The organism is Spirosoma spitsbergense DSM 19989, assembly GCF_000374085.1.
GTDB lineage: Bacteria > Bacteroidota > Bacteroidia > Cytophagales > Spirosomataceae > Spirosoma > Spirosoma spitsbergense.
On sequence record NZ_KB893619.1, the window covers coordinates 1 to 23,342 of the forward strand.

General features: G+C 48.6%; 15 protein-coding genes and 1 tRNA gene. 4 read left to right on the forward strand and 12 right to left on the reverse strand.

The window, feature by feature from the left end:
- Positions 1-236, forward strand: a 236-nt coding sequence (locus B157_RS39210) for a hypothetical protein (protein WP_020606997.1), incomplete at its 5' end; no start/stop codon positions are given.
- Positions 237-313: 77 nt separating this feature from the next.
- Here the strand turns inward: B157_RS39210 and B157_RS0133480 are convergent.
- The 4 genes from B157_RS0133480 to B157_RS0133495 form a co-directional block, all read right to left on the reverse strand.
- On the reverse strand, positions 314-2,728 hold the full coding sequence (locus tag B157_RS0133480) for an endonuclease MutS2 (protein WP_020607655.1): 2,415 nt from the start codon (positions 2,726-2,728) through the stop codon (positions 314-316).
- 109 nt (positions 2,729-2,837) lie between these two features.
- Positions 2,838-4,043: an AGE family epimerase/isomerase gene (locus tag B157_RS0133485; RefSeq protein WP_020607656.1), complete on the reverse strand. Its 1,206-nt coding sequence runs from the start codon at positions 4,041-4,043 to the stop codon at positions 2,838-2,840.
- Between the two features lie 156 nt (positions 4,044-4,199).
- Complete coding sequence (locus B157_RS0133490; RefSeq protein ID WP_020607657.1) at positions 4,200-5,933, reverse strand: RagB/SusD family nutrient uptake outer membrane protein; 1,734 nt, start codon at positions 5,931-5,933, stop codon at positions 4,200-4,202.
- Between the two features lie 83 nt (positions 5,934-6,016).
- A complete protein-coding gene (locus B157_RS0133495; RefSeq protein WP_020607658.1) occupies positions 6,017-9,265 on the reverse strand; it encodes a SusC/RagA family TonB-linked outer membrane protein in 3,249 nt (1,082 codons plus the stop codon).
- 394 nt (positions 9,266-9,659) lie between these two features.
- Here B157_RS0133495 and B157_RS0133500 point away from each other — a divergent pair, with 394 nt between their 5' ends.
- Positions 9,660-11,189: an NFACT RNA binding domain-containing protein gene (locus B157_RS0133500; protein ID WP_020607659.1), complete on the forward strand. Its 1,530-nt coding sequence runs from the start codon at positions 9,660-9,662 to the stop codon at positions 11,187-11,189.
- A 52-nt stretch (positions 11,190-11,241) separates the two neighbouring features.
- Here the strand turns inward: B157_RS0133500 and B157_RS0133505 are convergent, their stop codons facing one another.
- The gene (locus tag B157_RS0133505; protein WP_020607660.1) at positions 11,242-12,483 is read right to left on the reverse strand and encodes an ABC transporter permease; all 1,242 of its coding nucleotides are present in this window, start codon (positions 12,481-12,483) and stop codon (positions 11,242-11,244) included.
- Positions 12,484-12,653: 170 nt separating this feature from the next.
- On the opposite strand from B157_RS0133505, the gene ggt reads away from it, so the two are divergent.
- Together ggt and lepB are read left to right on the forward strand one after the other, a co-directional pair.
- On the forward strand, positions 12,654-14,447 hold the full coding sequence (gene ggt, locus B157_RS0133510) for a gamma-glutamyltransferase (RefSeq protein WP_020607661.1): 1,794 nt from the start codon (positions 12,654-12,656) through the stop codon (positions 14,445-14,447).
- 187 nt (positions 14,448-14,634) lie between these two features.
- Positions 14,635-15,804 (forward strand): signal peptidase I, encoded by a 1,170-nt coding sequence (gene lepB / locus B157_RS0133515; protein ID WP_020607662.1) that lies wholly within the window; start codon positions 14,635-14,637, stop codon positions 15,802-15,804.
- Positions 15,805-15,837: 33 nt separating this feature from the next.
- Here the strand turns inward: lepB and B157_RS0133520 are convergent, their stop codons facing one another.
- The 7 genes from B157_RS0133520 to B157_RS36565 all read right to left on the reverse strand — a co-directional run.
- A complete protein-coding gene (locus B157_RS0133520) occupies positions 15,838-16,473 on the reverse strand; it encodes a DNA-3-methyladenine glycosylase (RefSeq protein WP_020607663.1) in 636 nt (211 codons plus the stop codon).
- Between the two features lie 69 nt (positions 16,474-16,542).
- Positions 16,543-19,134, reverse strand: a complete 2,592-nt coding sequence (locus B157_RS0133525) for a TonB-dependent receptor plug domain-containing protein (protein WP_020607664.1) — start codon at positions 19,132-19,134, stop codon at positions 16,543-16,545.
- 209 nt (positions 19,135-19,343) lie between these two features.
- Entirely contained in the window at positions 19,344-19,835 is a 492-nt protein-coding gene (locus B157_RS37075) for an HIRAN domain-containing protein (protein WP_020607665.1), read from the reverse strand.
- 155 nt (positions 19,836-19,990) lie between these two features.
- The gene (locus B157_RS0133535; protein ID WP_020607666.1) at positions 19,991-20,221 is read right to left on the reverse strand and encodes a hypothetical protein; all 231 of its coding nucleotides are present in this window, start codon (positions 20,219-20,221) and stop codon (positions 19,991-19,993) included.
- Positions 20,222-20,363: 142 nt separating this feature from the next.
- A tRNA-Arg gene (locus tag B157_RS0133540) sits at positions 20,364-20,435 on the reverse strand.
- A gap of 82 nt (positions 20,436-20,517) precedes the next feature.
- Positions 20,518-23,007: a ribonuclease R gene (gene rnr / locus B157_RS0133545; RefSeq protein WP_041952414.1), complete on the reverse strand. Its 2,490-nt coding sequence runs from the start codon at positions 23,005-23,007 to the stop codon at positions 20,518-20,520.
- Positions 23,008-23,092: 85 nt separating this feature from the next.
- Positions 23,093-23,342: transposase family protein (locus B157_RS36565; RefSeq protein WP_020607668.1), on the reverse strand; the 250-nt coding region annotated here is incomplete at its 5' end.

Consider the following 23,342-nt stretch of genomic DNA (forward strand, 5'->3'; position numbering starts at 1 on the left):
CTCGTTCGGTCAACAAACTTGATTACCATTTTAATGCAGCCCTGAGCGCGGTTAACGTGGCTAAAGTTGAGCAGGGCGTTGGTCAACAACCCTTCTCGATGGCCACTATTAAGACGCTCTACCACAATCGTTTACTACTAGATCGTTTTTTTTCTATCTTACCCAAAGGCACTAAACTGGAGAAAAATGATCCTAGAGTGCGTCAACTTTATCACTTCGGCTGTATAGCCGCCTAAATATTGACTAACCATTGCCCAAAACAAGCAATGACAATTAATGGCTACATAATGACGCGAAGCAAATGACAACTAAACTACTTCATTCTAACAATAGTAACCCCCGCACCACCCCGGTCGGCGTGTTCATCTTCCATTTTACCCACCTGTTTGTAGCCACGCAGGTGATTTCGCACGAGGGTTCTAAGGATGCCGTCCCCTTTGCCGTGAACAATGCGGAGTTCAGGATAACCAAGCATCAATGCATCATCGAAAAAACGGTCTACTTCGCCAATGGCTTCTTCGCCCCGTTTGCCCCGAATGTCGAGGTTGAAACTGAAATTCTGCATCTTCTCGTTCATATCGATACCCTGACTGCGGGGCCGATCGTCGCGCACATCGGTAGCGGCTTTAAACGTTTTCTTACTGACCTTTTCGAGTCGGTTTAGTTTAACGTTCGATTTCAAATCACCGATGCGAATTTCAGCATCTTTCCCGCGAAGGGCCAATACTTCCCCAATCGTCGACTGTCCTGCTATACGAACGTAGCTACCCACACCAATGGCTCCGCCGTCGTTTTCAAATTCTTCCTCGGCAGGTTTGGGCGTTTCAGCAACGACAGGCTCTGGCTTTAGTTCCAGCTGCTCAAATCGTTCAAGCTCCTGCCGTACCAGTTTGGTCGGCTCCCGCTCGGCTTTATTTTCTTTTATTTCCCGAATTGTATATTCAATTCGCTGATTAGCTTCCTGCACCAGCGTTTTAGCTTTCTGTTTGGCATCGTTGATGAGTTTCTTCTGCTCATTGTCCAGGCGCGTTTTCAGGGCGGTATATTCAGCCAGTTGCTGAGCTACTTTACGCTGGTTGATGCTTATTTCCAGGTTTTTCTCCGAAAAAACCCGTTTCTCAATGTCCAGTTCTTTCAGCAATTTCTCGAAACTCACCTGCTGATTACCCAGCTTGTCTTTAGCCCGGTCAATAACGCCTTTTGGCAAACCAATTTTCTGCGCAATCTCGAATGCAAAGGAAGAACCCGGTCGTCCGATTTCCAGCTGGTAAAGGGGCTCCAGGTGTTCGCCATCAAACCGCATGGCTCCATTTATCAGGCCGGCTGTTTTGTCGGCCATTATTTTCAGATTGGTGTAGTGCGTGTTTACCACACCATAGGCACCAGACTTATTGAGATCTTCCAGAATCGACTCGGCAATGGCGCCACCCAGGCCCGGTTCCGTTCCCGTACCGAATTCGTCGATGAGAAACAGGGTCCGTTTGTTGGCACCAATTAGAAACTGCTTCATGGCCGTAAGGTGCGACGAATACGTACTGAGGTCGTTTTCCAGCGATTGTTCATCGCCAATATCAATGAACAAGCTCTGGAAAACGCCCATTTCCGAATACTCGTTCATGGGCACCAGCAGGCCGCACTGAAGCATGTACTGTACCAGACCAAGGGTTTTGAGAGCCACTGATTTACCTCCCGCGTTAGGCCCTGAAATAATCAGAATCCGGTCCTTTTGGTCCAGACGAACGCTTAATGGTATAACGGTTTTCCCCTGCCTGGTAAATGACAGATGCAGCAATGGATGCCGGGCATCTGTCCAGTCAATCAGCGGTCGCTCCTGAAGTTTAGGCATTACCGCATTCAACTGAAGGGCTAGTTTAGCTTTGGCGCGGATGAAATCAATCTGCGCCAGAAAATTGATGGCCTTTTTCAACTCCTCCAGATGCGGTCGAATCTGGTCGGTCAGAGCCAGTAGAATCCGGTAAATTTCGCGCCGTTCTTCGTATCCCAGTTCGCGAATCTCGTTATTGGCATCGAACACTTCGGCCGGTTCTATAAATACCGTTTGTCCCGTCTGCGATTCATCGTGTACGAAGCCTTTGATCTTGCGTTTGTGCTCGGCGGCAATTGGAATCACCAGCCGACCTCCGCGAACGGTGAGGGACAGGTCGTCAGGAATCCAGCCGTTTTGCCGGGCCTGCCGCAATATGCTGTCGAGTCGTTTGCGGAGATTAGCCTGCTCACTGATGATGCGACGACGAATACTGGCCAGTTCGGGCGAGGCCGAATCGCGTACGTTACCACGGTCGTCAATAACACGCTCCAGGCTATCGGGTATTTTTTTATCAATACCCACTGGCCCGGCCAGTTCGCGCAGGAACGGGAAGTTGTTGTCCTCGCGCTTTGTCAGGAATCGCAGGCAGTCCTGAACCGTACGCAGTACCAATTTCAGGTCAAAGAATTCGGCTTCGGCCAGGGCGAGGCCTTCTACACGGGCACGGCTTAACTGAGGCCGAACATCGAGGTAGTTACTATTGGGAAAATCGGATTCGTACTGGACAATCTGCTTAAACTCGGTTGTTTGCCGAAGGAGCCTGTCAATCAGTTGTACGTTATCGGTAAAGCGAATTTTCTCCACATAGTCCTGACCCAATGGACTGATACAGGCTTCTTTCAGCCGTTCGCGGATGGTATCGAACCCTAATTTAGTTTCTAAGGTATTGGGATAAAGCATTGTAAAAAGCCGTCCATTCGGAATCAGCTACTGGAAAAGCGGTTAGCAGACCGACCTGAAAAGGGCGGCACTACTCTATAACCATAGACGTAAAAAGAGGGTTCGTCATTTACCGTAGATGCTCCAGCCGTTCTAACATTTCCAGGCAGGACCGGCTATTGTGGTAAGGGGCTTTCCACATGCTGATTTTGTCGCTACCCAACACCTTGTGGTCAATGGTTACGCCACTGAACCATTCTCCATTTTTAAGATCGAGCAGGTACTTTTTGATGAATTCCCAACTACGGATTGACTTATCCAGAAACGCCCTTTCGTGCGTAAGCTGATACGCATTCATAAAACCGACCATCGCTTCCGCCAAAACCCACCAGGAGCGTTCGGTATTGAGATGGCCGTTGGGTTCGAGTTCGTAATGCATTCCGCCGTCGCTGGGATCAAAGCCGGTTGTGGCAGCACGGGCCATATTTATAGCTAGTGCACGGATGGTCTTCTGCAGGGCTTTATCCGTCGAATTTTTTTCAGCCAACATGTTGGCAGCTTCGGGTAAAAGCCAGGAAGCTTCAATGTCATGCCCATACGAGATCGCCGTCCGCCTAATGTTCCAGTCGTCATCCATAAACAGATTCATACGGTAGGTTTTGGAATCAACGATATGTTCCAGAAACATACGCAGCATCCCACGTATCTGATCGGCAACCGATTTATCGGGCCAGACGCGGTATAAACTGGTGAACGACTCCAGCAGGTGCAGGCTGGTGTTCATCGTTTTGCTTTCGCGGTTATCATATTTACTGATAATATAGTCTCTGGCTGGTGACCAATCCTGTGCCAATGCTTCAACAAATCCTCCCCTCCGACTGTCGTACGCATAGTTTACCATATGCTGAAACTGGACTTTAGCCAGGGCCAAAGCAGGGGCAGAACTGGTCGCACGTACATATTCGCTCAACCCATAGAGCGCGAAAGCCTGTCCATATAAGTGTTTAAGCGGGTATTTGGGTTGACCATCAGCCGTTACGGACCAGTATACCCCGCCGTATTTCGGGTCAAAAAAGTGCCGTTGGATATACTGAAACGCCCGGTCGGCTGTTGCGCGGTATTCCTCATGGTGCGTATGCCGCAGGGCCGCCGAGAACGACCACAGGATGCGGGAATTGAGCACAATTCCCTTATCAGCACGGGCATCCGGCTGATTCTGGTAATTGACCCGACCGTAGAATCCCCCCTGTTCAGCATCGGGCGCATAACGCTGCCAGTAAGCCAGAATATCTTTGTGTTCCTGCCGAAGCTCGGCGCGGAGTTGATCGAGGTCCATGTAGCTTAATGAATAATTGTACGATGGAATATGATGAATGAAGAAGAGCAGCAGGGTTTATTACTCAGTTCTGGCAGTTTATCCCTGTCATAAAACAAAAGCAGCCGGTTCTGATTGTCAGAACCGGCTGCTTTACTTACTCAGCTATACAGATAATTAATAACCAGGATTCTGTTTCAACAGACCCTTCTGAAGATCAATCTGCGTTTGCGGAATTGGCATATACTCATCTTTGCCCGCCGTAAACTTAGCTCCAAGGAAGCCAGTTGGCAATAAAGGTGCTTCGTATGCCAGGTAGGCATTCAGCACGGTAGCCGCAGTACCCCAACGAACGAGGTCATAGAAACGGTGACCTTCGCCCGACAGTTCCAGTTTACGTTCAAATTGAACGGCGGTGCGAGCAGCTACTTTATCAGCAAAAGCAGGATAGGGCTTGATGACGTAGTTTGCGGCTGGTTGGCCATTCTGCGTGACAAAGCCAGCGGGGTTGGCAGCCCGTGCGCGAACCAGGTTCACGTACGATAATGCCGTAGCCAGGCTACCTACTTCAATTTCGGCTTCAGCAGCCATCAACAATACATCGGCATAACGAATGATGTTGTAATTGATAGCCGAATAACCATCTGTCCAGGAGCTACCATCGGTTAGCACTTTATCCTGCGACTTATAAAAAACAAACTTCTTAGGTGAGTAAGGACCGGCAAAGCCCTGGTCACGAATCCAGTCAAGACCTGGGTGTGGCTGCCAATCCAGATACTGGATACCCCGACGACCAATAGAATGGTCTAAACGAGGGTCAACCGGACCTGCGTCTGGTGTGAAGGCAGCTTTCGAGTCGATACCCTGATCTGTTTTCAGGGCATTAGCGGCCGAATTGTAAGAACCGTCCAGTAAGGGCAGGCCATTGGCATCCGTACGGAATGAGTTGGCTAACTCAAAGCTGGGCGCAAAGAATCCGCAGCAACCGGCTGGGCCATTGGAACCCGTATTGTAGGGGAAGTTCAGCACCAAATCAGGGTTGGCATTATCTGAACTACCGGCATTGGCAGCTGCCTGAATAGAAAACACGGACTCTTCATTGTTGTCATACTCCGCATTGAACACGCGGGAGTACATAGGAACCAGACCGTATTTCTTACCATTAGCCGTTTTACCATTGGCAATGATCAGATCGAAGAGGGCTTTTGCTTCCGCGTACTTCTTCTGATACATATACGCCTTGGCCAGATAAGAAGCGGCAGCCCACTTATTGGCGCGGCCGGCAGCACCTGGGGTTTCAACCAGGTTATCATAGGCAAACTTGAAATCAGCTTCAATTTGGGGCCAGATGCTCGCATCATTACCAACCTCAGTAATTCCAACTCCATAGTCCTTTGTTTCATCAACGTAAGGAACCATGTTAAACGACCGCTTCAGCTCGAAGTAGTAGTGACCGCGCAGGAAGCGCGCTTCGCCCGTGATACGCTTTTTATCATCGGCCGACACATCGGCTCCTGCCGATGTCAGCGTCCGGAGGGTAGCGTTGGAGCGGCTTACGCCCTCAAACATAGCTCGCCATTTCGCATTTACTTCGCCACTGGCAGCCTGTAACTCATACCGTTGAAACGGGGTCAAGGCGTTAAAATCACCTGAGTTGGAGCCTTTGTTAGCATCACCACCGGAGACACTTCCTCGCATCCAGTTGTTTGAACTGGCCGACTGGCTGTAACCACGAGCATTCAACTGGGCATAGGCACCAAGCAACAGACCATCAAGACCAGCCTTCGTGGTTAGCTGGGGACCAGCTAACTGGCCGGTAGGGACCACGCTAAGGAATTGATCCTTACAGGCAAACGTGATACAAGAGAGCAGTACCAGTAAGCCCGCTCCTTTTTTTATTGTGTTTTTCATTTTTTTGATTTCGAGTATAAACGTTATCAGAGCCAGCCTGGGAGGAGGAAGCTCTTGGCTTTTCCTCCCAGGCTAGTTTTCTATTAGAAACCAATGCTTAAACCTACGTTATAACTCCGGGTCAGTGGGTAGTTACCTACGTCGATACCGAAGTTAGAATCAGCGTTACCGCCAACAGCAGGGTCAAGACCAGTGTACTTGGTGATGGTGAACAGGTTGTTCGCCGAGGCCGAAATCCGTACGCGCTGTAGTTTAATGACGTTCAGCATGCTTGCCGGTAGGTTATAACCAACAGACACGTTCTGTAACCGGAAGTACGAACCGTTTTCAACATAGTACGAATTAGGCACTGTGTTGGTGCTAAAGTTCGACACACCTTCAAAGATGGGAATAGTTGTGTTGGTATTTGTCGGTGTCCAGGAATTCAGGACACGGGCACTAACCGCTGCTCCCGTGAAGGAAGGATAGAAATCCGTAAACCATTTCGAGTTGTTGAAAATCTTGTTACCCAGGGATGTGTAAGCGTAGGTATTGAAGTCAAAGCCTTTGTAACGCAGCGTCAGATTCAAACCACCATTGAACTTAGGAACCGGGCTACCCAGGAACGTGCGGTCATCCGCCGTGATTTTTCCGTCACCGTTGATGTCAGCGTAACGGAACCGGCCTAATCCAGCACCTTCCTGCGTTGGAGCACTTTTCACTTCTTCGGTTGTGTTGAACAAACCAACTACTTTATAGCCAAAGAATGAAGAAATCGATTGCCCTTCCTGGTTACGAACAACGTTTCCGTTCAGGCGTGTACCACCCGCATCGAAATAAGTGTTCCCGGGAGCCAACGACTGGATCGTGTTCTGTAGGAAACCACCCGTGGCATTCAGTTCGTAGCTTAAATCACTTGTAATCTTGCCGCGGGTGATAATCTGAATATCAACACCCTGGTTACGCATGCTGGCAACGTTTACCGCTGGTGCACTGGCACGGTCTCCAATTACACCGGCCAGAGGAACCGTGTACAGCAGGTCCCGGGTATCTTTCCGCCACAGATCGAAGATGACTTCCAGGCGGTTGTTCAGGAACGCCCCATCGATACCAATGTTGGTAGTGGTACTGGTTTCCCATTTAGCGTTGGGGTTACCAATGCGGCTCCGGAAGAAGCCCGGGCTAATAGAGCTGTTTGTCCCATTGATGTCATACCCGTTACCCGGGTTAGAGGCATACAGACTGTACTGGTTGTTTGGGTCAACGTTATTCGAGTTACCCATTAACCCGTAGCCACCGCGAATTTTCAGGTCCGATACCCAGGGAAGGTTCTTCATGAAATTCTCCGACGATATACGCCAAGCTGCCGAAACGGCGGGGAATACACCATACCGGTTGTTGGCCCCAAAACGGGACGAACCATCGCGCCGGACAACGCCGGTCAGGATATACTTGTCGTTGAAAATATAATTGACCCGACCAAACAACGAATAGAAGTTCACACCGCTGAACAGGTCACTGTTAGCCTGACGGCCGGTAGTAGCCAGGTTGCTAAGCGTTACGTAAGAAATATCCTGCGAGAACGGATTGGTACCGTTACCGCTTACGTTCCGGCCCTTACCCGTATTGAGTGCTTCTACACCCGCCAACACGTCAATGTCGTGAAGACCAAACTTCTTACGATACTGCGCCTGGTTGGTAAAGGTGTAACCGAAATTATAACCTGATCCTTCACTAAATGTGTAGGTCGTGTTGTTCTCCGAATTCTCGTACTGTTTTGGCCCGTAGTTATTGTAGTAGTAGCTACCATATTGCATACCAATGTTGCTACGCAACGTCAGTCCATCAAGCAGGTCGTACTCCAGGTACATATTGCCGAAGCCGAGCGCATTGAAGTTACCATTGTTGGCAATCCGGTCACGGCTAGCCACGGGGCTACGTGGGTTATTAAAACCAGGAGCAGCCGTACCGGCGTATCCGCCAAACTCATCGTATACGGGAATGATTGGCGGCATACGGAAAGCCTGGAGAATGTCGTTTTCGTCGGCCGATACACCCCGGCCACCATTACCACCCGTAATACCTTTGTTCGATAAATAGGTAAGCTGCAGGTTTTCGCCAAACCGCAGCTTCTTGGTAATGTCAAATTCTGTATTGACACGGAAATTGTAACGGGTTGAGCTGTTATTATTCAGAATACCCTTCAAATCCTGCATGCCTACGCTAACATAGTAACGACTGCTTTCCGTACCGCCCGAGAAGCCAAGCGTTTGACGGAAAATAGGTGCATTACGGGTAATGGCTTTGTACCAGTTAGTTCCTTCTTTGTTGGCCCGAACAACCTGATAAATAGGGCCAGCAGTAATGTCGGTATTGTATTTAGCTTTTGCAGCGGCTAAATCGACTGTACCGATTACACCACCTACACCACCTACGTTAATGTAATCCGGCAAAACAGGAGTTTGTCCTTTCCCGTACTGACCACCAGCCACGTTGCTGAAATCCGGCGTTTTGCCGTTGGCAATCGCTGTATTCCGGATAGCGTTCCAGGTCCAATCGGCCTGTTGTTGTGGATTCAGGATTGGCTGGCCATTGCCCGGATCGGTAAAACCATAAAGACCATCGTAGCTGATGCTCAGTTTACGGGCTTTGCGCTGTCCTTTTTTAGTTGTAATAACAATTACACCATTGGCGGCACGTGCTCCGTAAATAGAGGCAGCGGCAGCATCTTTCAGCACTGTAGTTGATTCGACATCGTCAGGTGCAACAAAGTTGACACCTCCCGTTGGCACACCGTCTACAACGTACAAAGGCTCGTTACCACCGAAGGCACCAAAACCCCGCACCCGAACAATACTGGTTGTACCAGGCTGTCCGTTCGTAATAACCGTTACACCGGATACGCGACCCTGTAACTGTTGCTCAACGTTCCCGGAAGGGATAGCAGCCAGATCTTTGGCTTTTACGGTTGAAACAGCACCCGTATTGTCGCGTTTGTTGTCTGTCGTATAACCTGTAACGATTACTTCTGACAGTGCCGTAGCATCGTCTTCGATTGTAACGTTAAGGGCCGAACGATTTCCTACGTTTACTTCCTGGGTTTTAAACCCGATAGCGGATATCACCAATACCGGATTATTGCCCCGGATATTGAGTGAATACTCGCCATTTGCATCGGTCGAAGTACCTGTCTGCGTACCTTTCAGCACAATGTTGGCTCCCGGAACCGGGCCATCGATACTCGTAATTTTCCCCGTCAGACGACGGTCTTGGGCAGAAGCATTGAAGCTCCATAGCAGGAGGGCTGCACCCAAAAAAGCGGTCTGCAGAAACCTGTAGAACGTTGCTCTCATGAAGATTAGGTTGGTTTTATATTGAGTTAAACACATCAAAATTATATCGTTTAAATTATATTTCAAAAAGAAATCTTAATAAAACTGTGATATGTAGATTATTAAAGGAGTATTAATTATATATTAAATCATATCTTACAAATTAATAACTACTTGATAATTAAGCATATTTACTTATAAAACAGAAAGTTAATATTTAAATAGTTATAAAATTTTATGTATTTTCCTATTCAAACTACAGTAAAATTAAACGCACTTAACATTATGACTGCATTACTTTTGTACCCTTATGCACACAAACTACTACTTCCTTCGACAACTCGCTCCATCTCTTAAATCACACTTGATAGCCCTTCCTGAATCATCTAATAATCCTGATTCTGGTCTGCGATTTATGGAATGTTTTAGTCAGGATCGGGATGAGGTAATACTAGTTTTTGCGCAGGCAAAGGGGAAAAATAACTACTACAAGCCCTTTTATGTGAAAGCGACACTTCGCCCTGATTTCTCTGGATTAGTGTTTCCGGAAACAATACACCGTGCCCGGACCAACAGCATCAATTTACTGGAAGTAGCCGCTGGCGAGCCGGGTAATGAGCGCCGGGTAATTGACGTGAAGTCATTTTTGAATGAGCGTTGTCTGGCTATTGTGCTGGAAGGTGGTTTCTCGCTTTTGTTCAAATTTTTCGGTAATCGTCCTAACCTGTTGGCTTTCCAAAATAACGACGTTATCGACCTTTTCAATCGTCAGTTGACAGGCGATGAACGATTGTTGCTGGATGGCTTTGACCGTCCTATCGATCAGTCTTTTGAAGCGTTTGAACGGGCAGGTTTCGACCAGCGAACGTTGTTTCCTACATTTGGGAAAGTGGTAAATGAGTGGATCGAACAAAAAGATGCTGTGGATGGAATCACGAAATGGGCCATCATTCAGGATGTGCTGCACCAGCTTGAGTATCCCCACTATTATCTGACTCGCCTGCATCACAAACCTACACTGAGCTTATTGCCATCAGGCGACATACAACGTGCGTATAATGGCCCTATGGAAGCTGCCACCGGGTTTTATATCGCTTACACAGGCCTAAGCCTTTTCGAGCAGGAGAAAGCCACGCTGCTAAGGCTACTTGAGAAAAAACAGAAAAGAATTGACAATCAGCTTGATGCGTCAATGAACCGAATGCTGTCGCGGGAAGAAACGGCCACCCACGAGGAGATGGGCCATCTCCTGATGGCTAACCTGCACGATGTACCACAAGTGCCCGGTGCAAAATCACCTGAACGGTTAACGGTATACGATTTTTACCGGGATCAGCCGGTTACGCTGAAACTTAAGCCAGATCTCAGTCCGCAGAAAAACGCTGAAAACTTTTACCGCAAGGCGAAAAATGAAAAAATTGAAGAACAGCATTTAGCCAATTTAATTGAATCGCGGGAACGGGAACTCCAGCAGATTAAGCAGCAGAAAGATGAACTGGGAGGCATTAAAACGCTTAAAGAATTACGCCGATTCAGTAAGCAGACCTTGTTGGCAGGTACTACTAATAAAATAGCAACGACTGAGTCAGGTCCTCTTTTTAAAGAAGTAATGGTCGATAGTTTTCGGGTGCTGATTGGTAAGAATGCAAAAAACAATGATCTGTTAACCCAGAAATATGCCTACAAGGATGATCTCTGGCTGCACGCCCGTGATGTGACCGGCTCGCATGTAATCCTCAAGTACCAGGCTGGTAAACCTTTTCCCAGGCCTGTTATCGAACGGGCCGCTGAATTAGCGGCCTGGCACTCAAAACGCCGAACGGATAGTTTATGCCCCGTTACAGTAACGCCAAAAAAATTCGTCCGCAAACCGAAAGGTATGGCTCCTGGACAAGTGATTATCGAAAAAGAAGACGTGGTCCTGGTAGTGCCGAGGGGGGAGTAGTTTACGGTGTATGGATAACACGCCAGCCAGCCATACACGATGAACCATAAACCTATTTCGCCCGGATGGCAATTACGGGATCGAGTCGGGAGGCCGAAAAAGCAGGAACGATGCCCGATACAATACCGATAATGCTGGAAACCCCCAGGCCAAGGGCAATATTACCCGCCGTCAACTGAAGGTCGAGACTCCCCAGATCAAGGAACGACAGTAGGTAAACCAATAGAATACCCGCCAGCCCGCCCACCAGGCTCAACAGAACAGCCTCGAACAGAAACTGGAACAGAATAAAATAATTCTTGGCACCCAGTGATTTTTGAATACCTATAATATTGGTGCGCTCTTTCACGCTGACGAACATGATGTTGGCAATACCAAAGCCCCCGATCAAAATAGAGAATCCACCAATTACCCAACCCGCCAGGGTCAACACGGTAAAGATACCACTGATAGCCTGCGCCAGTGCTTCGGGGCGATTGATGGCAAAGTTATCATCCTGTAGAGGACGGAGTCCGCGCCGGGTGCGCATAATACCTCTGACTTCGCTTTCCAGTTCCAGTAAACCCTGATCGGAAGCATAACCCTTCACCGCTATTCTGACGTTCGGGTTGAGCGAGTGAAACATTTTGGCAAAAGCGCCATAAGGAATCATACATTTAATATCAGGATTGCCGCCTACATTAATGATGCTCTCCCCTTTTTTCTCCTGAACACCAATAACCGTGAAGTTCAGGCCATTGATTTTAAGCGTTTTGCCCGTTGGTTCCTGGTTGGGGAATAAATTTTCGGCTACATCAGACCCAATGATAGCTACATTCCGGGATACATCGATTTCCTGTTGGGTAAAATACCGACCCTGACTAATAGGGACATCCGAAATTTTATTGTAATCCAACGTTGTCCCCTGGATAAGCGATGACATACTGTTATTACCATTCTTGACCGTCACCCGACCTTTAAAAGACATGGCTACTACAGCTTCGGCATTTTCGAGCTGCTCGCTCAGCAAACGATATTCTTTATAGGAAGCCTCCGGACGTTGAAAATACTTCCACCATTGGTACTCTCCCCCGAAGACCCAGGGCCATTTTTCGACGTACACTACCTTATCACCGATAAATGACAGGCTATCCCGAATGTTGCGCTCCAGCGAATCCACCAGCGTAAATACGGCGATGATGGCGAAAATACCAATTGTTACGCCAAGCAGCGAGAGCATCGTGCGGAGAAGATTCGAGCGGAGCGCCTGCCAGGCAAACCGGAAACTTTCAAGGGTCTGACGAATGAAGGCCATCGGGTAGTAGAGAGCGAAAGTGCCAATGAATGTACTGCTTTGGTTTTGATTCAACAACGCATTTAGGATGAGGATGGGGCTCTACTGGATAAGTGGTTGATTCGTGCAGCGGAAGAAGGCTGCTTTTTTTGTAGTTTGCGAAGCGATTACAACCTAACATGACCGTTCCTATGAAGCGATCCATTACCCGGTATTCTCTCTTTATTCTTATTGCCGCCGGATTCATTACCTGCAAAACGCAGGCACCCCAAACGAAAGTAACCCAAAGCCAGGGCGTTTATCAGTACAAAGACGAAGACCCAACCGTTAAACCCTTCTTCTCGGACCGGGTTGGGGTAACGGGGCGTAACGGCATGGTGGCGTCGGCACATCCGGAAGCGTCGCAGGTAGGGCTGAACATTCTTAAAGCGGGGGGCAATGCCGTTGATGCGGCCGTGGCTGTTCAGTTTGCATTGGCCGTTGTGTATCCGGGCGCGGGTAACATTGGTGGTGGCGGGTTCATGGTATATCGGGATAATGCGGGTAAAGCTTACTCGCTCGATTACCGCGAAAAAGCCCCGGCCGCAGCAACCAAAGATATGTACCTCGATTCGGTGGGGAACGTGCGGCCTGGTTTGAGTATTAGCGGACATCTGGCCAGTGGCGTACCCGGTTCGGTAGATGGTATGGCCGAAGCGCACAAACGATTTGGTAAACTGACCTGGGCGCAGGTGCTGCAACCTGCCATTGACTTAGCCGCCAATGGCTTTGCTCTTACCGAACGGGATGCTCTCGGCCTGAACCGTGTTAAAGGTGATCTCAATACAATCAACCCCGGCAAATCCTACTTTATGAAAAGTATCGTGCCAACGGATACTATGACTTGGCACCCCGGCGACAAATTGGTTCAGGCTGATTTGGCCAAAACGCTGCAACGAATTCAGGCGCAGGGTCGGGCGGGCTTCTATGAAGGTGAAACCGCCCGGCTGCTGGCCGAAGAAATGGTGCGCGGGAAAGGAATTATCACCGAAGAAGACCTCAAAAATTACCATTCCGTCTGGCGCGATCCCATTCAGGCAACCTACAAGGAATACAATGTAATTACCATGCCGCCGACCTCCAGCGGGGGCGTAGCGCTGGTACAATTGATGCGTTTTGTGGAGCCGTTTCCCTTACGTAAATGGGGTTGGAACCGCGACAGTACTGCACAGGTGATGATAGAGGCCGAACGGCGTGTGTATGCCGACCGGGCCAAATTTCTGGGCGATCCTGATTTTGTAAAAGTTCCGGTTGCTCAACTCATCAGTCCCGACTATCTCCGCAGCCGCTGGGCCGATTTCTCCTGGGCCAAAGCAACCAATAGCAACGACCTGAAAGGGGGCGTTATTCCTGGCTATGAGAGTCTGGAAACAACCCACTTTTCGGTAGTAGACAAAGATGGTAATGCGGTGAGTATCACGACTACATTGAACGGTGGCTACGGAAGCCGGGTCGTGGTAAGCGGAGCCGGTTTTTTTATGAATAACGAGATGGACGATTTCAGCGTGAAACCGGGGGTGCCTAATATGTACGGTCTGGTGGGCAATCAGGCTAATGCCATTGCTCCCAACAAAAGGATGCTATCGTCCATGACACCCACGATTCTGGAAAAAGATGGCAAACTGTTCATGGTGGTTGGCACGCCGGGCGGTTCTACGATTATGACCTCGGTGTACCAAACCATCCTGAACGTGATTGAACACGGTATGACCATGCAGCAAGCCGTTAACGCGCTCAAGTTTCACCATCAGTGGCTCCCCGACAAAACCATTTTCGAAAACGGAGCCTTCTCCGAATCGACAATCGATTATTTAAAAAACCGGGGTTATATACTAGAGAAACTCACCAACACACTGGGCCGAATGGACTGCGTGCTTGTACGCCCCGACGGTTCTTATGAAGGGGCATCCGACCCAAGAGCAGACAATACGGCACGGGGATATTGACCCCTTCCGACTGGTTGAGTTAGCAGTTACCCGTTTAACTGCTTCGGCGACTGAATTTGATTGTCAAAAGAGTGAACGGACGTTCAGCCTATGATATAACCATCGGTGTAAAACAGAGAATCCTCTGTAGCACCGGTCGTTATATTTCGTTTTTAGTCCTTATTCCTACAGTCAATCAGAACCAGTTATGCAGCAGGCAAAAATAACGCGGGATAACAAACCGCTCAAGGCAAAGAAATCGCCCATTCGGGAGTGGTTCGATTCGGTGCTGTTCGCGGTAATAGCCGCCACGCTCATCCGGTTTCTAACGTTCGAAGCATACGCCATCCCGACGCCTTCGATGGAAAATAGCTTAATGGTAGGCGATTACCTGTTTGTCAGCAAACTGCATTACGGTATCCGAACGCCCAAAACGCCACTACAGATCCCCCTAACGCACCAAAAAATTTGGGGCACAGATATCCCCTCATTCAGTACTGCTATTCAACTACCCATCTATCGCCTTCCCGGCTTTACGCATGTCAAAAACGGTGATGTAGTCGTGTTCAATTACCCACCACCGAAAACCGGTGAACCTGCCTACCCAACCGATTTGAGGACTAATTTCATCAAACGGTGCATCGGCATTCCGGGTGACGTTTTAGAAATTCGTCAGGAGCAGGTATTTATCAACGGAAAACTACTCCCAACGCCACCCCGCTCTGAAACGACCTATTTTGTCAAAACCACCGAAGTACTCGATGAGCGTTTTTTTCGAAAGTATGACATCGTTAATGATTTCAAATCGCCTGAAGGGCCATTCATTAACTGGCAACCTCTGGAATCATTCAATGCCGCCACAAAAACGCAGACGGTAGTTGGTTATCGGGTTAATATGACGCAGACGGTTAGGGACGAATTCGCTGAATTCGACTGGGTGAACAGCATTGAACCGATGCGCGAACAGGCTGGCCTGAGTACGCCGGGTATCTATGGCGGCTCCGTAAACCCCTGGAATCAGGACAATTTCGGACCACTCACCGTACCCAGAAAAGGCGTCACAATCCCCATAAACGAGCAGACTATTGCCGTGTATGGGCCGATTATCCAGCGATATGAAGAGAATACCGGCGTTGAGGTAACACCAACCGAAGTGCGTATTAGTGGGCAACCCATAACGACGTACACGTTCAAACAGGATTATTACTTCATGATGGGCGACAACCGCCATAACTCGGAAGATTCGCGCTATTGGGGTTTTGTACCCGAAGACCACGTTGTAGGAAAAGCTGTCTTCGTCTGGATGTCCATTGACCCCGTTCCGGCTGATATCTGGCATAAAATCCGCTGGAATAGATTATTCCGGATTGTCGAGTAGATGAAGGGGATAGCATTACTGAAAGCAGACGATCTATTTCTTACTCACAAACTTATTCCCTTTAATATAATACCGGTAGAGCAAATCAACTCCCTGAGTCAGTCCGATTCGGGTGGTTGTTACCATGTCGAAGTCGTGCAGTACCGGTCCGCGAATGTATATATCACCCATAATCAGTGATATGCCATTATGTTCCGTTCGTCCGATGCCCATCGCCACGGTGAGTTTGGCGGGGCCGTTAGCCAGATTCCGCTGTCCGTCGGCAGTGGTGGGGTCGATGGTATTCTGCCGGTAACGGGCAAAACCCGTCTTGAAGGCTTCGTTACGCCGGGCACCCATCAACTCAATGCCCTCCGTTGGTTCTAGCGCACGAATTAACACGGCTTCGCCCACTCCTTCCGGCCCCGTTACCACGTTGATGCAGTTATAGTGATTGTATATCTGGTAAACGTACAGTGTTCCGGCGGGGCCAAACATAGCCGCGTTACGCGTTGTCTGCCGTCGGTAAGCATGACAGGCCGGGTCATCGGTCAGGTATCCTTCGGTTTCGACGATTATACCAACAGTAGTACCCTCCAAATGCTCGTGTACAAGTTCACAGCCAAGTAAAAGTTGAGCAAGGGTCAGCGTATCGTGAGACTGGTAAAAATCGAGCGGAAGTTTATTCATCGGCCATGAGGTTGAGACTAACTTTCAAAACGCTCAAAGCTGGATTAGGGTTATCAAATTTATCAACCTTCAGTTTAATGCCGACAAGGCCAGCACGACCGTGGCGTAATAAAATCCGCCTACACTGGGTCCGGCAGTGAACGTGGTGTAGGGGCGATTCAGCAGGTTTGTTCCGCCAACTTTAAACGAAAGTGGGCCGAATAACCGGTTCGACCCGGGCACGGTGTAGCTGATTTGGGCATCGAACGTGTTGATGGCCGGAACCGTTCCCGTTGCCAGCGACGATTGCCATAGAAACGTACTCTGGTATTTATAAGTAACTGAAAACCCCACGTTCTGGTAGATGGCCGGGTTCGAGATGCCCATGTTCGTAATCCATTTCGGCGTGTTGAATGCTTCTTCCAGGCCATCTCCCTGGTCGGTGCGAGCCAACTGCGCCAGCGACGCATTGCCGGAAAAAACCCAGTCTCTCCCCGCCGAATACCGGACCCCTACGCCCGATCCATAATTATAAACCGTGGTTTTTGAATTGGTCCAGAGTCGGTAGCGGTCCTGCTGATTACGGTCGGCTAAGTGGTAGGCCAGCGAATCAGGATTACTGCCTTTAGGGATGTTAGCTTCCACTTGTGCTATAAAGTTGCGGTATACATTGTAGTAAAAATCGACGTCAATGTACAGTTTTCGGTCGAAGAACAGCCCTTTGTAGCCTAGTTCGATGCTGTTGACCTGTTCAGGTTTCAGGTAGGTATACGTATTGGGCTTCAGTAAGCCCTTGTTCTTCTGAATAGCCTGGTCGGTGGTTAGCTTATTCGTATTGACATCCGTGTTAATAGCCGCCTGAAACGCATCTATAGAGGTGCGGAAGTAGGAATGCTCAAAAATACCCTGCGACATGATTTTTAGTCCTCCCACGCGTTTCACTCCGCCCGAATTAACGTTAGAAAAAGCTTCGAACAGCGATGGAAACCGATATCCTGTTTGGTACGATACCCGGATAGTATGATCCTGAACCGGGGTAAATACAGCCGAAATGCGCGGGTTGACCTTTGCATCAAAATAGCGATTTTTATCGACCCGCAACGACCCGCTTAGTTTGAGCTGCTCACTAAAGAAGGAGCGCGATGCCTGCACAAAGCCTCCTGTTTTGTCATAAATCAGATCATTATTAGTTCTATCAGGATTGATGAAATAGTTGCCATCCGGGAAAACAACGTAACGCCGATAATCTAAACCTGCCAATAGATTGATACCCGTTTTTTGCCTAAAACCAGCCCACAGCACCCGCGTAGGCTCCACTTGTCCTTCTGCGTGATACATCCAGGATTTCACCTGGAGGGCCGCCCCAACATCCCAGTTATTGATGGTACGACGTTTAGCAACCTGATCGTTGAAAGCCACCGAACCGGGTTGTGGGCGTCCGGCGTCGGCCGTGGTGCGGGCGGTCTGTAAAGCATCATTAATCGATTGCCCAGAGGCCGTGCTGGCAGAAAACTGACTGGAGAAATCGGAGAACCATTGACTGTTAGCTTTAAAGGAACGGTCAATATTTTCGGCCATGGAGCGTATGTTGTACGAATCCCCCGTGTTTTCGCAGGTTCTGTACACCCGGACGTGTACAGAGGGCGATTCGAGCGTCAGGCCGTGCTGATCGAGTACGTAATTGTCCAGCCGAAAGCGGTTGGTGCGCTGGTACACATTGTCGAGTGTGGCTGCCTTATACTGATACGAGATGGTTAACGACGGACGAATACGCCAGAAAAAAGCCATGTCGCCCCGCAGGTTGCGAAGGCTCAGATCCGTCGTTTCATTCTCAAAATAACCCGTTCGGGATACCACATATTTCTTGCCGTTCAGGGTGATCGTTTGTCGGTTGGGGGATTCATCCCCGTACTTATTCACCAGATCACTGCCGGGATTACTAGTTCCCGTTAATCCCAGCGATGTATTTGCATTTGGATTCAAGTCCGTTACATCGTTAGCAATCCAATCGTAGCCACGCTGGTAGGTAAGGTTGACTTTAAAGGCAAATCGTGAACCAACCGTCCGGGCATACCGTACACTGGTTTCGCTGTATACTTTGGCCGATACCAGCGGATCATTCACGTGATTAACGCCCGTTTTCTGGCTAAAACTTAATCCCGGCGACGAGAATGGGTCTTTAGTGATGAGTTGTGCGAGACCATTCAGGGCATTTAATCCATAAAGTGCTGAAGCCGCCCCCGGCACTACTTCCACCCGCTGAATATCCAGGTCCGACGGGGCAAGGGCGTTGGCAATGGGCGCCCCGATGTGCGGGGCCTGATTATCCATCCCATCTACCAACTGCACAAACCGCACGTTGGTGGGGTTGGCAAAGCCCCGTGTATTGTACACCTTAAAACCCATACTGGATGTAAGCAACTGAACGCCTTTCAGGTTTTCGATGGCATCGAAGTACGAAGGCTGCGCTGAAAGCTGAATCTGCCTACTGTCCAGTAACTCAATACTCACCGGCGATTTCAGGATACTCTCCGGTACGCGTGAGGCCGTTATGACAATTTCGTTTAGCTGAACTTTACGCAACGAATCAGCCGGTTTGCCCGTGCTATCGGGCCAAACGGTAGCTAACACAGGTTGATTAAATTGACTAACTAGCACAATGGCCCAGAAAAGGGTTTTCATACGATGCGTTATTTCCGGTTAAATATAGCGCATCGTTGTGTTCGCTCGGAAATAACGATCTACAAAAGTCAGAAAATAGATGAATGGTTATACGTGAATGGGGACAAAGAGAAAAAGCGTGACGAGTAGACTCGTTATACGCTAATTGATTTGGGAGAAGTTAGTTATGCCGAGCCATTGTCCTGATTGAGACTTATCAATCCGTCCAATCATTCTATTGCATTCCTGATTACATAAATACTTACATCCATGTAAGGGCCGTCTCCGTTATCATAGGGACTTACATACACCTTGGCTATTTCAGCGCTAAGTTTTTCGCCTGCATCCAAACTTTTTGCTACTATTCCGGCATCGTCCGCAGGAATGTATCCTAAAAAGTATTTTTTGTACATAACCTTAGTCGCATTTGTATCGTATGCGTTTTTTGGTTCTCTAACAAGAGATAACTGATTCCCAATTTCTAAGGTGTGTATAACAGAAATTGCATTGTGATACTTAAGCCCCGCTATTTTAGTTCTAAATTTTTGCCACTCTTTAGATTTACCTTTACGTTTTTCTTTCGAGTCTGATTTGCTTAGTAAGTCCTCATTGTTGTTTTCAATAGCTTCTTCATGTGGCTCTTCTTTTACTGCGTTTTTCTTAGAATAATTCAAAAAATAGGCCAATACGCATAAAACAATTACTACGGCTAACACACCCATATAACAGATTGATTTTAACTGTGTGGCAATATAAATTCTATCTTTGAACCAAACGAGCGGCCATTAATGGCTACTTGGTTTGGTCAGAGTCTCATAAGACGGAAACGCTACGCTGAAAAGAGATAGAACTAATTATAGTACCTTCTAAAATTCATCTATTGGCGCAAAAAGTATTTCAGAAACCACCAAAGGTTATGGCCACCAAATGACCCTGTTAAAGTACCAATCTGATCACTCATGTGATCAGCTCTATTGTATTTATTCTGCGCTACACTGACAATCTCATTTTCAAAACTCCTTATTAGGCCGCATACCTTGTAGTGTTCTGCTTGTTCAATTCCATTTTCCAAACCTTTATCCTCGAAGTGTTTTGCCAGTTTTTCCAAGAATTGGTTGTATAGTGCTAACGGCGTAGAACCTTTTAGGAAGTCAAATATTCATGATTTTAGAGTTTCGTCAACCATATCGTCAACATACAAAAAAACTCGCTAACTATTTTCAAGTCAGCGAGTTAAATCAACCAATCTGTGCTCCCGAAGGGATTCGAACCCCTATCGTCGGTACCGGAAACCGAAATTCTATCCATTGAACTACGGAAGCGGGTGTTTCCCTATTTGGGCCTGCAAATATAACAGATGCAATGGCTTTTAAGCAAGCCAAACACTAAATACCCCGTTACTTTTTACCGACGGCCGCGTCCACCGCGCCGGTTTTCGCCTTTTGCCGCTGGTGCCTGCTTGCTTCCTGACTTGTCCGTTCGGCGAGAAGAGGATGCTCCCGAGCGCGAACCACCTGACGATGAACGCCGATTGTCGTCCCGCCGACGGGAAGTTGATCCGTCTGAGTCAGAGACGTTACCCGCCTTATCACTCACCAGCGCAAAATCCATACTCCGGCGGGCCAGATTCGTTTCTTTCACCCGCACAACAACGGGGTCACCGAAGGTGTACATTTTCTTATGTCGCTGACCAACAATACGGTAATTGTCTTTATCGAACTCGTAGAAGTCGTCGCTCAGGTCCTGCATCCGAACTAGTCCTTCGCAGCTATTTTCCGTGATTTCCACAAAAATACCAAAATCGGTAACGCCCGAAATAACCCCTTCGAAGGCCTGGTTGGGTGCCATGCGGCTCATAAACTCAACCTGCTTGTATTTGATGCTGGCCCGTTCGGCTTCGGCGGCCATTTTCTCCCGCTCCGATGAGTGACGGCATTTTTCCTCGTATTCTTCAACATCAACGGGTTTGCCTTTGTCCAGGTAATGTTGGAGCAGTCGGTGCGCCATCATGTCGGGATAACGACGGATGGGTGATGTAAAATGCGAATACCGCCTAAAGGCCAGGCCAAAATGTCCCAAGTCTTCGGTGCTGTACCGGGCTTTCGACATAGTCCGAACGGCCAACTGCTGCAACATACCCGCTTCGGGCTTTCCCTCAATGCTGCTCATGAACCGATTCATAGAGTTGGACAGATTCTCGTCGTCAACGTTGAGCTTGTAGCCCAGGCGTCGGGCAAAATCCGAGAAACTACGGAGTTTTTCATCATCGGGCGCTTCGTGTACCCGATACACCATTGTGTTTTCCTCATCCCCCTTATTTTGCTTAGATAGCGAATGCACAAACTCGGCCACCCGTTTATTAGCCAGCAGCATGAACTCCTCAATGAGTTTATTCGTATCCTGACGAATTTTTGGGTAGACAGCCAGTGGAACACCATTCTCATCCAGTCGAAAGCGAACCTCAACGGTTTCAAAGTTGATGGCCCCGTTTTTGAAACGCTCATCGCGGAGTTTGTAGGCCAGTTCATTCAGTAGCCGGAGTTCTTCCAGGTAATCGCCACTATTGCTGTTCAGAATGTCCTGCGCTTCTTCATAAGCAAAACGCCGGTTGGAGTGCGTCACCGTCCGTCCAAACCATTCTTTAGCAATCCTGGCGTCGGGAGTCATCTCAAATACGGCCGAGAAGGTCATTTTATCCTCGTTAGGCCGGAGTGAACACAGGCCATTCGACAGTTTCTCGGGCAGCATAGGCACTACCCGGTCAACCAGATAAACCGATGTGGCGCGTTTATAGGCTTCGGCCTCCAGTTTTGAACCGGGCAATACGTAGTGAGTTACATCGGCAATGTGGATACCAATTTCATAGTTGCCGTTATCGAGCATCTGTACAGACAGCGCATCATCGAAATCCTTCGCATCGATTGGGTCGATCGTGAAGGTGGTTATATCGCGCATATCCCGTCGTTTGGCGATATCCTTTTTTAGAATCTTCGTTGGAATTTCCTCTGCTTCCTTCTCTACATCGGCCGGAAAGTCAATCGGTAAACCAAACTCGGCCAGAATAGCGTGCATCTCGGTATTGTTCTGACCAGCTATGCCTAATACCGTGCTAACTTCACCTTCAAAGCGTTGTTTATGACTATCCGGGACGGGATATTTGGTCAGGCGAACAATGACTTTTTCGCCGTCTTTCGCTCCCCCCAGTTTTTCTTTCGGGATAAAAACGTCGTCGTAAATCTTTTTGCTGTCAGGCACTACGAAGCCGTAGGTTTCCCAGACTTCAATGCGACCTACCAGTTCTGTACGGCCACGTTCCAGTATGTTGGCTACTTTGCCCTCAATACGTCGGGAAGAACGTCCTCCTGATCCGTTACGCGAATCGGCAAAACGCAACACCCGTACGTTGTCGCCATCAACGGCCCCGGCGAGGTCATCAGTCGATACCCAGATGTCATTGTCGCGATCACCCCGAATGCCGTTGGCAGTAGTGGGAATAACGAAGGCAAAGCGTGAGTTAACGTGGTCAACTACGCCTTCAATCAGGTTCGCATTAGCATCGGCCCGGTAGCTTTTGTCCGGTTGGCGTATAATGGCCCCCTCATCGACAAGTTCGCCAATCATTCCGTTCATGATGAGCTTCATCCGCCGGTCGCTGGTGTCAAAATGGTCGAGAACCTGTTCCTGCGTAAATGACTGTTCATCATTAATCTGGAAAAAAGCCAGCAGATCGTTTTTCAATTCGTCCAGGTACGAATCGGCCTGAACTATGGTGTTTTTTGAAGTTGATTTCTCCACTCCTTTTTCCCGCGGCCGGGTTGTGTGCGGCTGCCCACCGGATGGTTTGCCTGATGCCGAGCGGGGGTATTTATCTTGTTTCGGTTTTCCGTTTCTCATGTTGTGTGCCTGACTCATGGGACAGGCTAAAATGTTAACTACAGTGTGGTTGGGGGGAATGAATAATAGAGTTGGTGTAAGTTGATTATGAGAGGGTTAGATTCCAAAGGCCCGCACAGACGCCTAACAGTCTGTCTAACACCGCAGTTACTTTCAGCCGATTTCTGTTTACCAAAATACGATAGCGTTTCATCCCGCCCAAACTATGTTCAATCACCACCCGCTCACCATTGACGGCTTTGTTATGCGCCTTCTGAACCACACTCAGCTCATTGCTCAGCCCCTTTTTGACCCGCTTCCGTTTGTGAGCTAGCACCGCCCGCTCACTGCGGTAC

Bases quoted from the DNA above. Each gene is read 5' to 3' on its own strand.
- B157_RS0133520 (WP_020607663.1), bottom strand. From the start codon at position 16,473: ATGAATAAACTTCCGCTCGATTTTTACCAGTCTCACGATACGCTGACC.
- B157_RS0133485 (WP_020607656.1), bottom strand. From the start codon at position 4,043: ATGGACCTCGATCAACTCCGCGCCGAGCTTCGGCAGGAACACAAAGAT.
- rnr (WP_041952414.1), bottom strand. From the start codon at position 23,007: ATGAGAAACGGAAAACCGAAACAAGATAAATACCCCCGCTCGGCATCA.
- B157_RS0133495 (WP_020607658.1), bottom strand. From the start codon at position 9,265: ATGAGAGCAACGTTCTACAGGTTTCTGCAGACCGCTTTTTTGGGTGCA.
- B157_RS37075 (WP_020607665.1), bottom strand. From the start codon at position 19,835: ATGGGTGTGTTAGCCGTAGTAATTGTTTTATGCGTATTGGCCTATTTT.
- lepB (WP_020607662.1), top strand. From the start codon at position 14,635: ATGCAGCAGGCAAAAATAACGCGGGATAACAAACCGCTCAAGGCAAAG.
- B157_RS0133480 (WP_020607655.1), bottom strand. From the start codon at position 2,728: ATGCTTTATCCCAATACCTTAGAAACTAAATTAGGGTTCGATACCATC.
- B157_RS0133505 (WP_020607660.1), bottom strand. From the start codon at position 12,483: ATGGCCTTCATTCGTCAGACCCTTGAAAGTTTCCGGTTTGCCTGGCAG.
- B157_RS0133500 (WP_020607659.1), top strand. From the start codon at position 9,660: ATGGAATGTTTTAGTCAGGATCGGGATGAGGTAATACTAGTTTTTGCG.
- B157_RS0133490 (WP_020607657.1), bottom strand. From the start codon at position 5,933: ATGAAAAACACAATAAAAAAAGGAGCGGGCTTACTGGTACTGCTCTCT.
- ggt (WP_020607661.1), top strand. From the start codon at position 12,654: ATGAAGCGATCCATTACCCGGTATTCTCTCTTTATTCTTATTGCCGCC.
- B157_RS0133525 (WP_020607664.1), bottom strand. From the start codon at position 19,134: ATGAAAACCCTTTTCTGGGCCATTGTGCTAGTTAGTCAATTTAATCAA.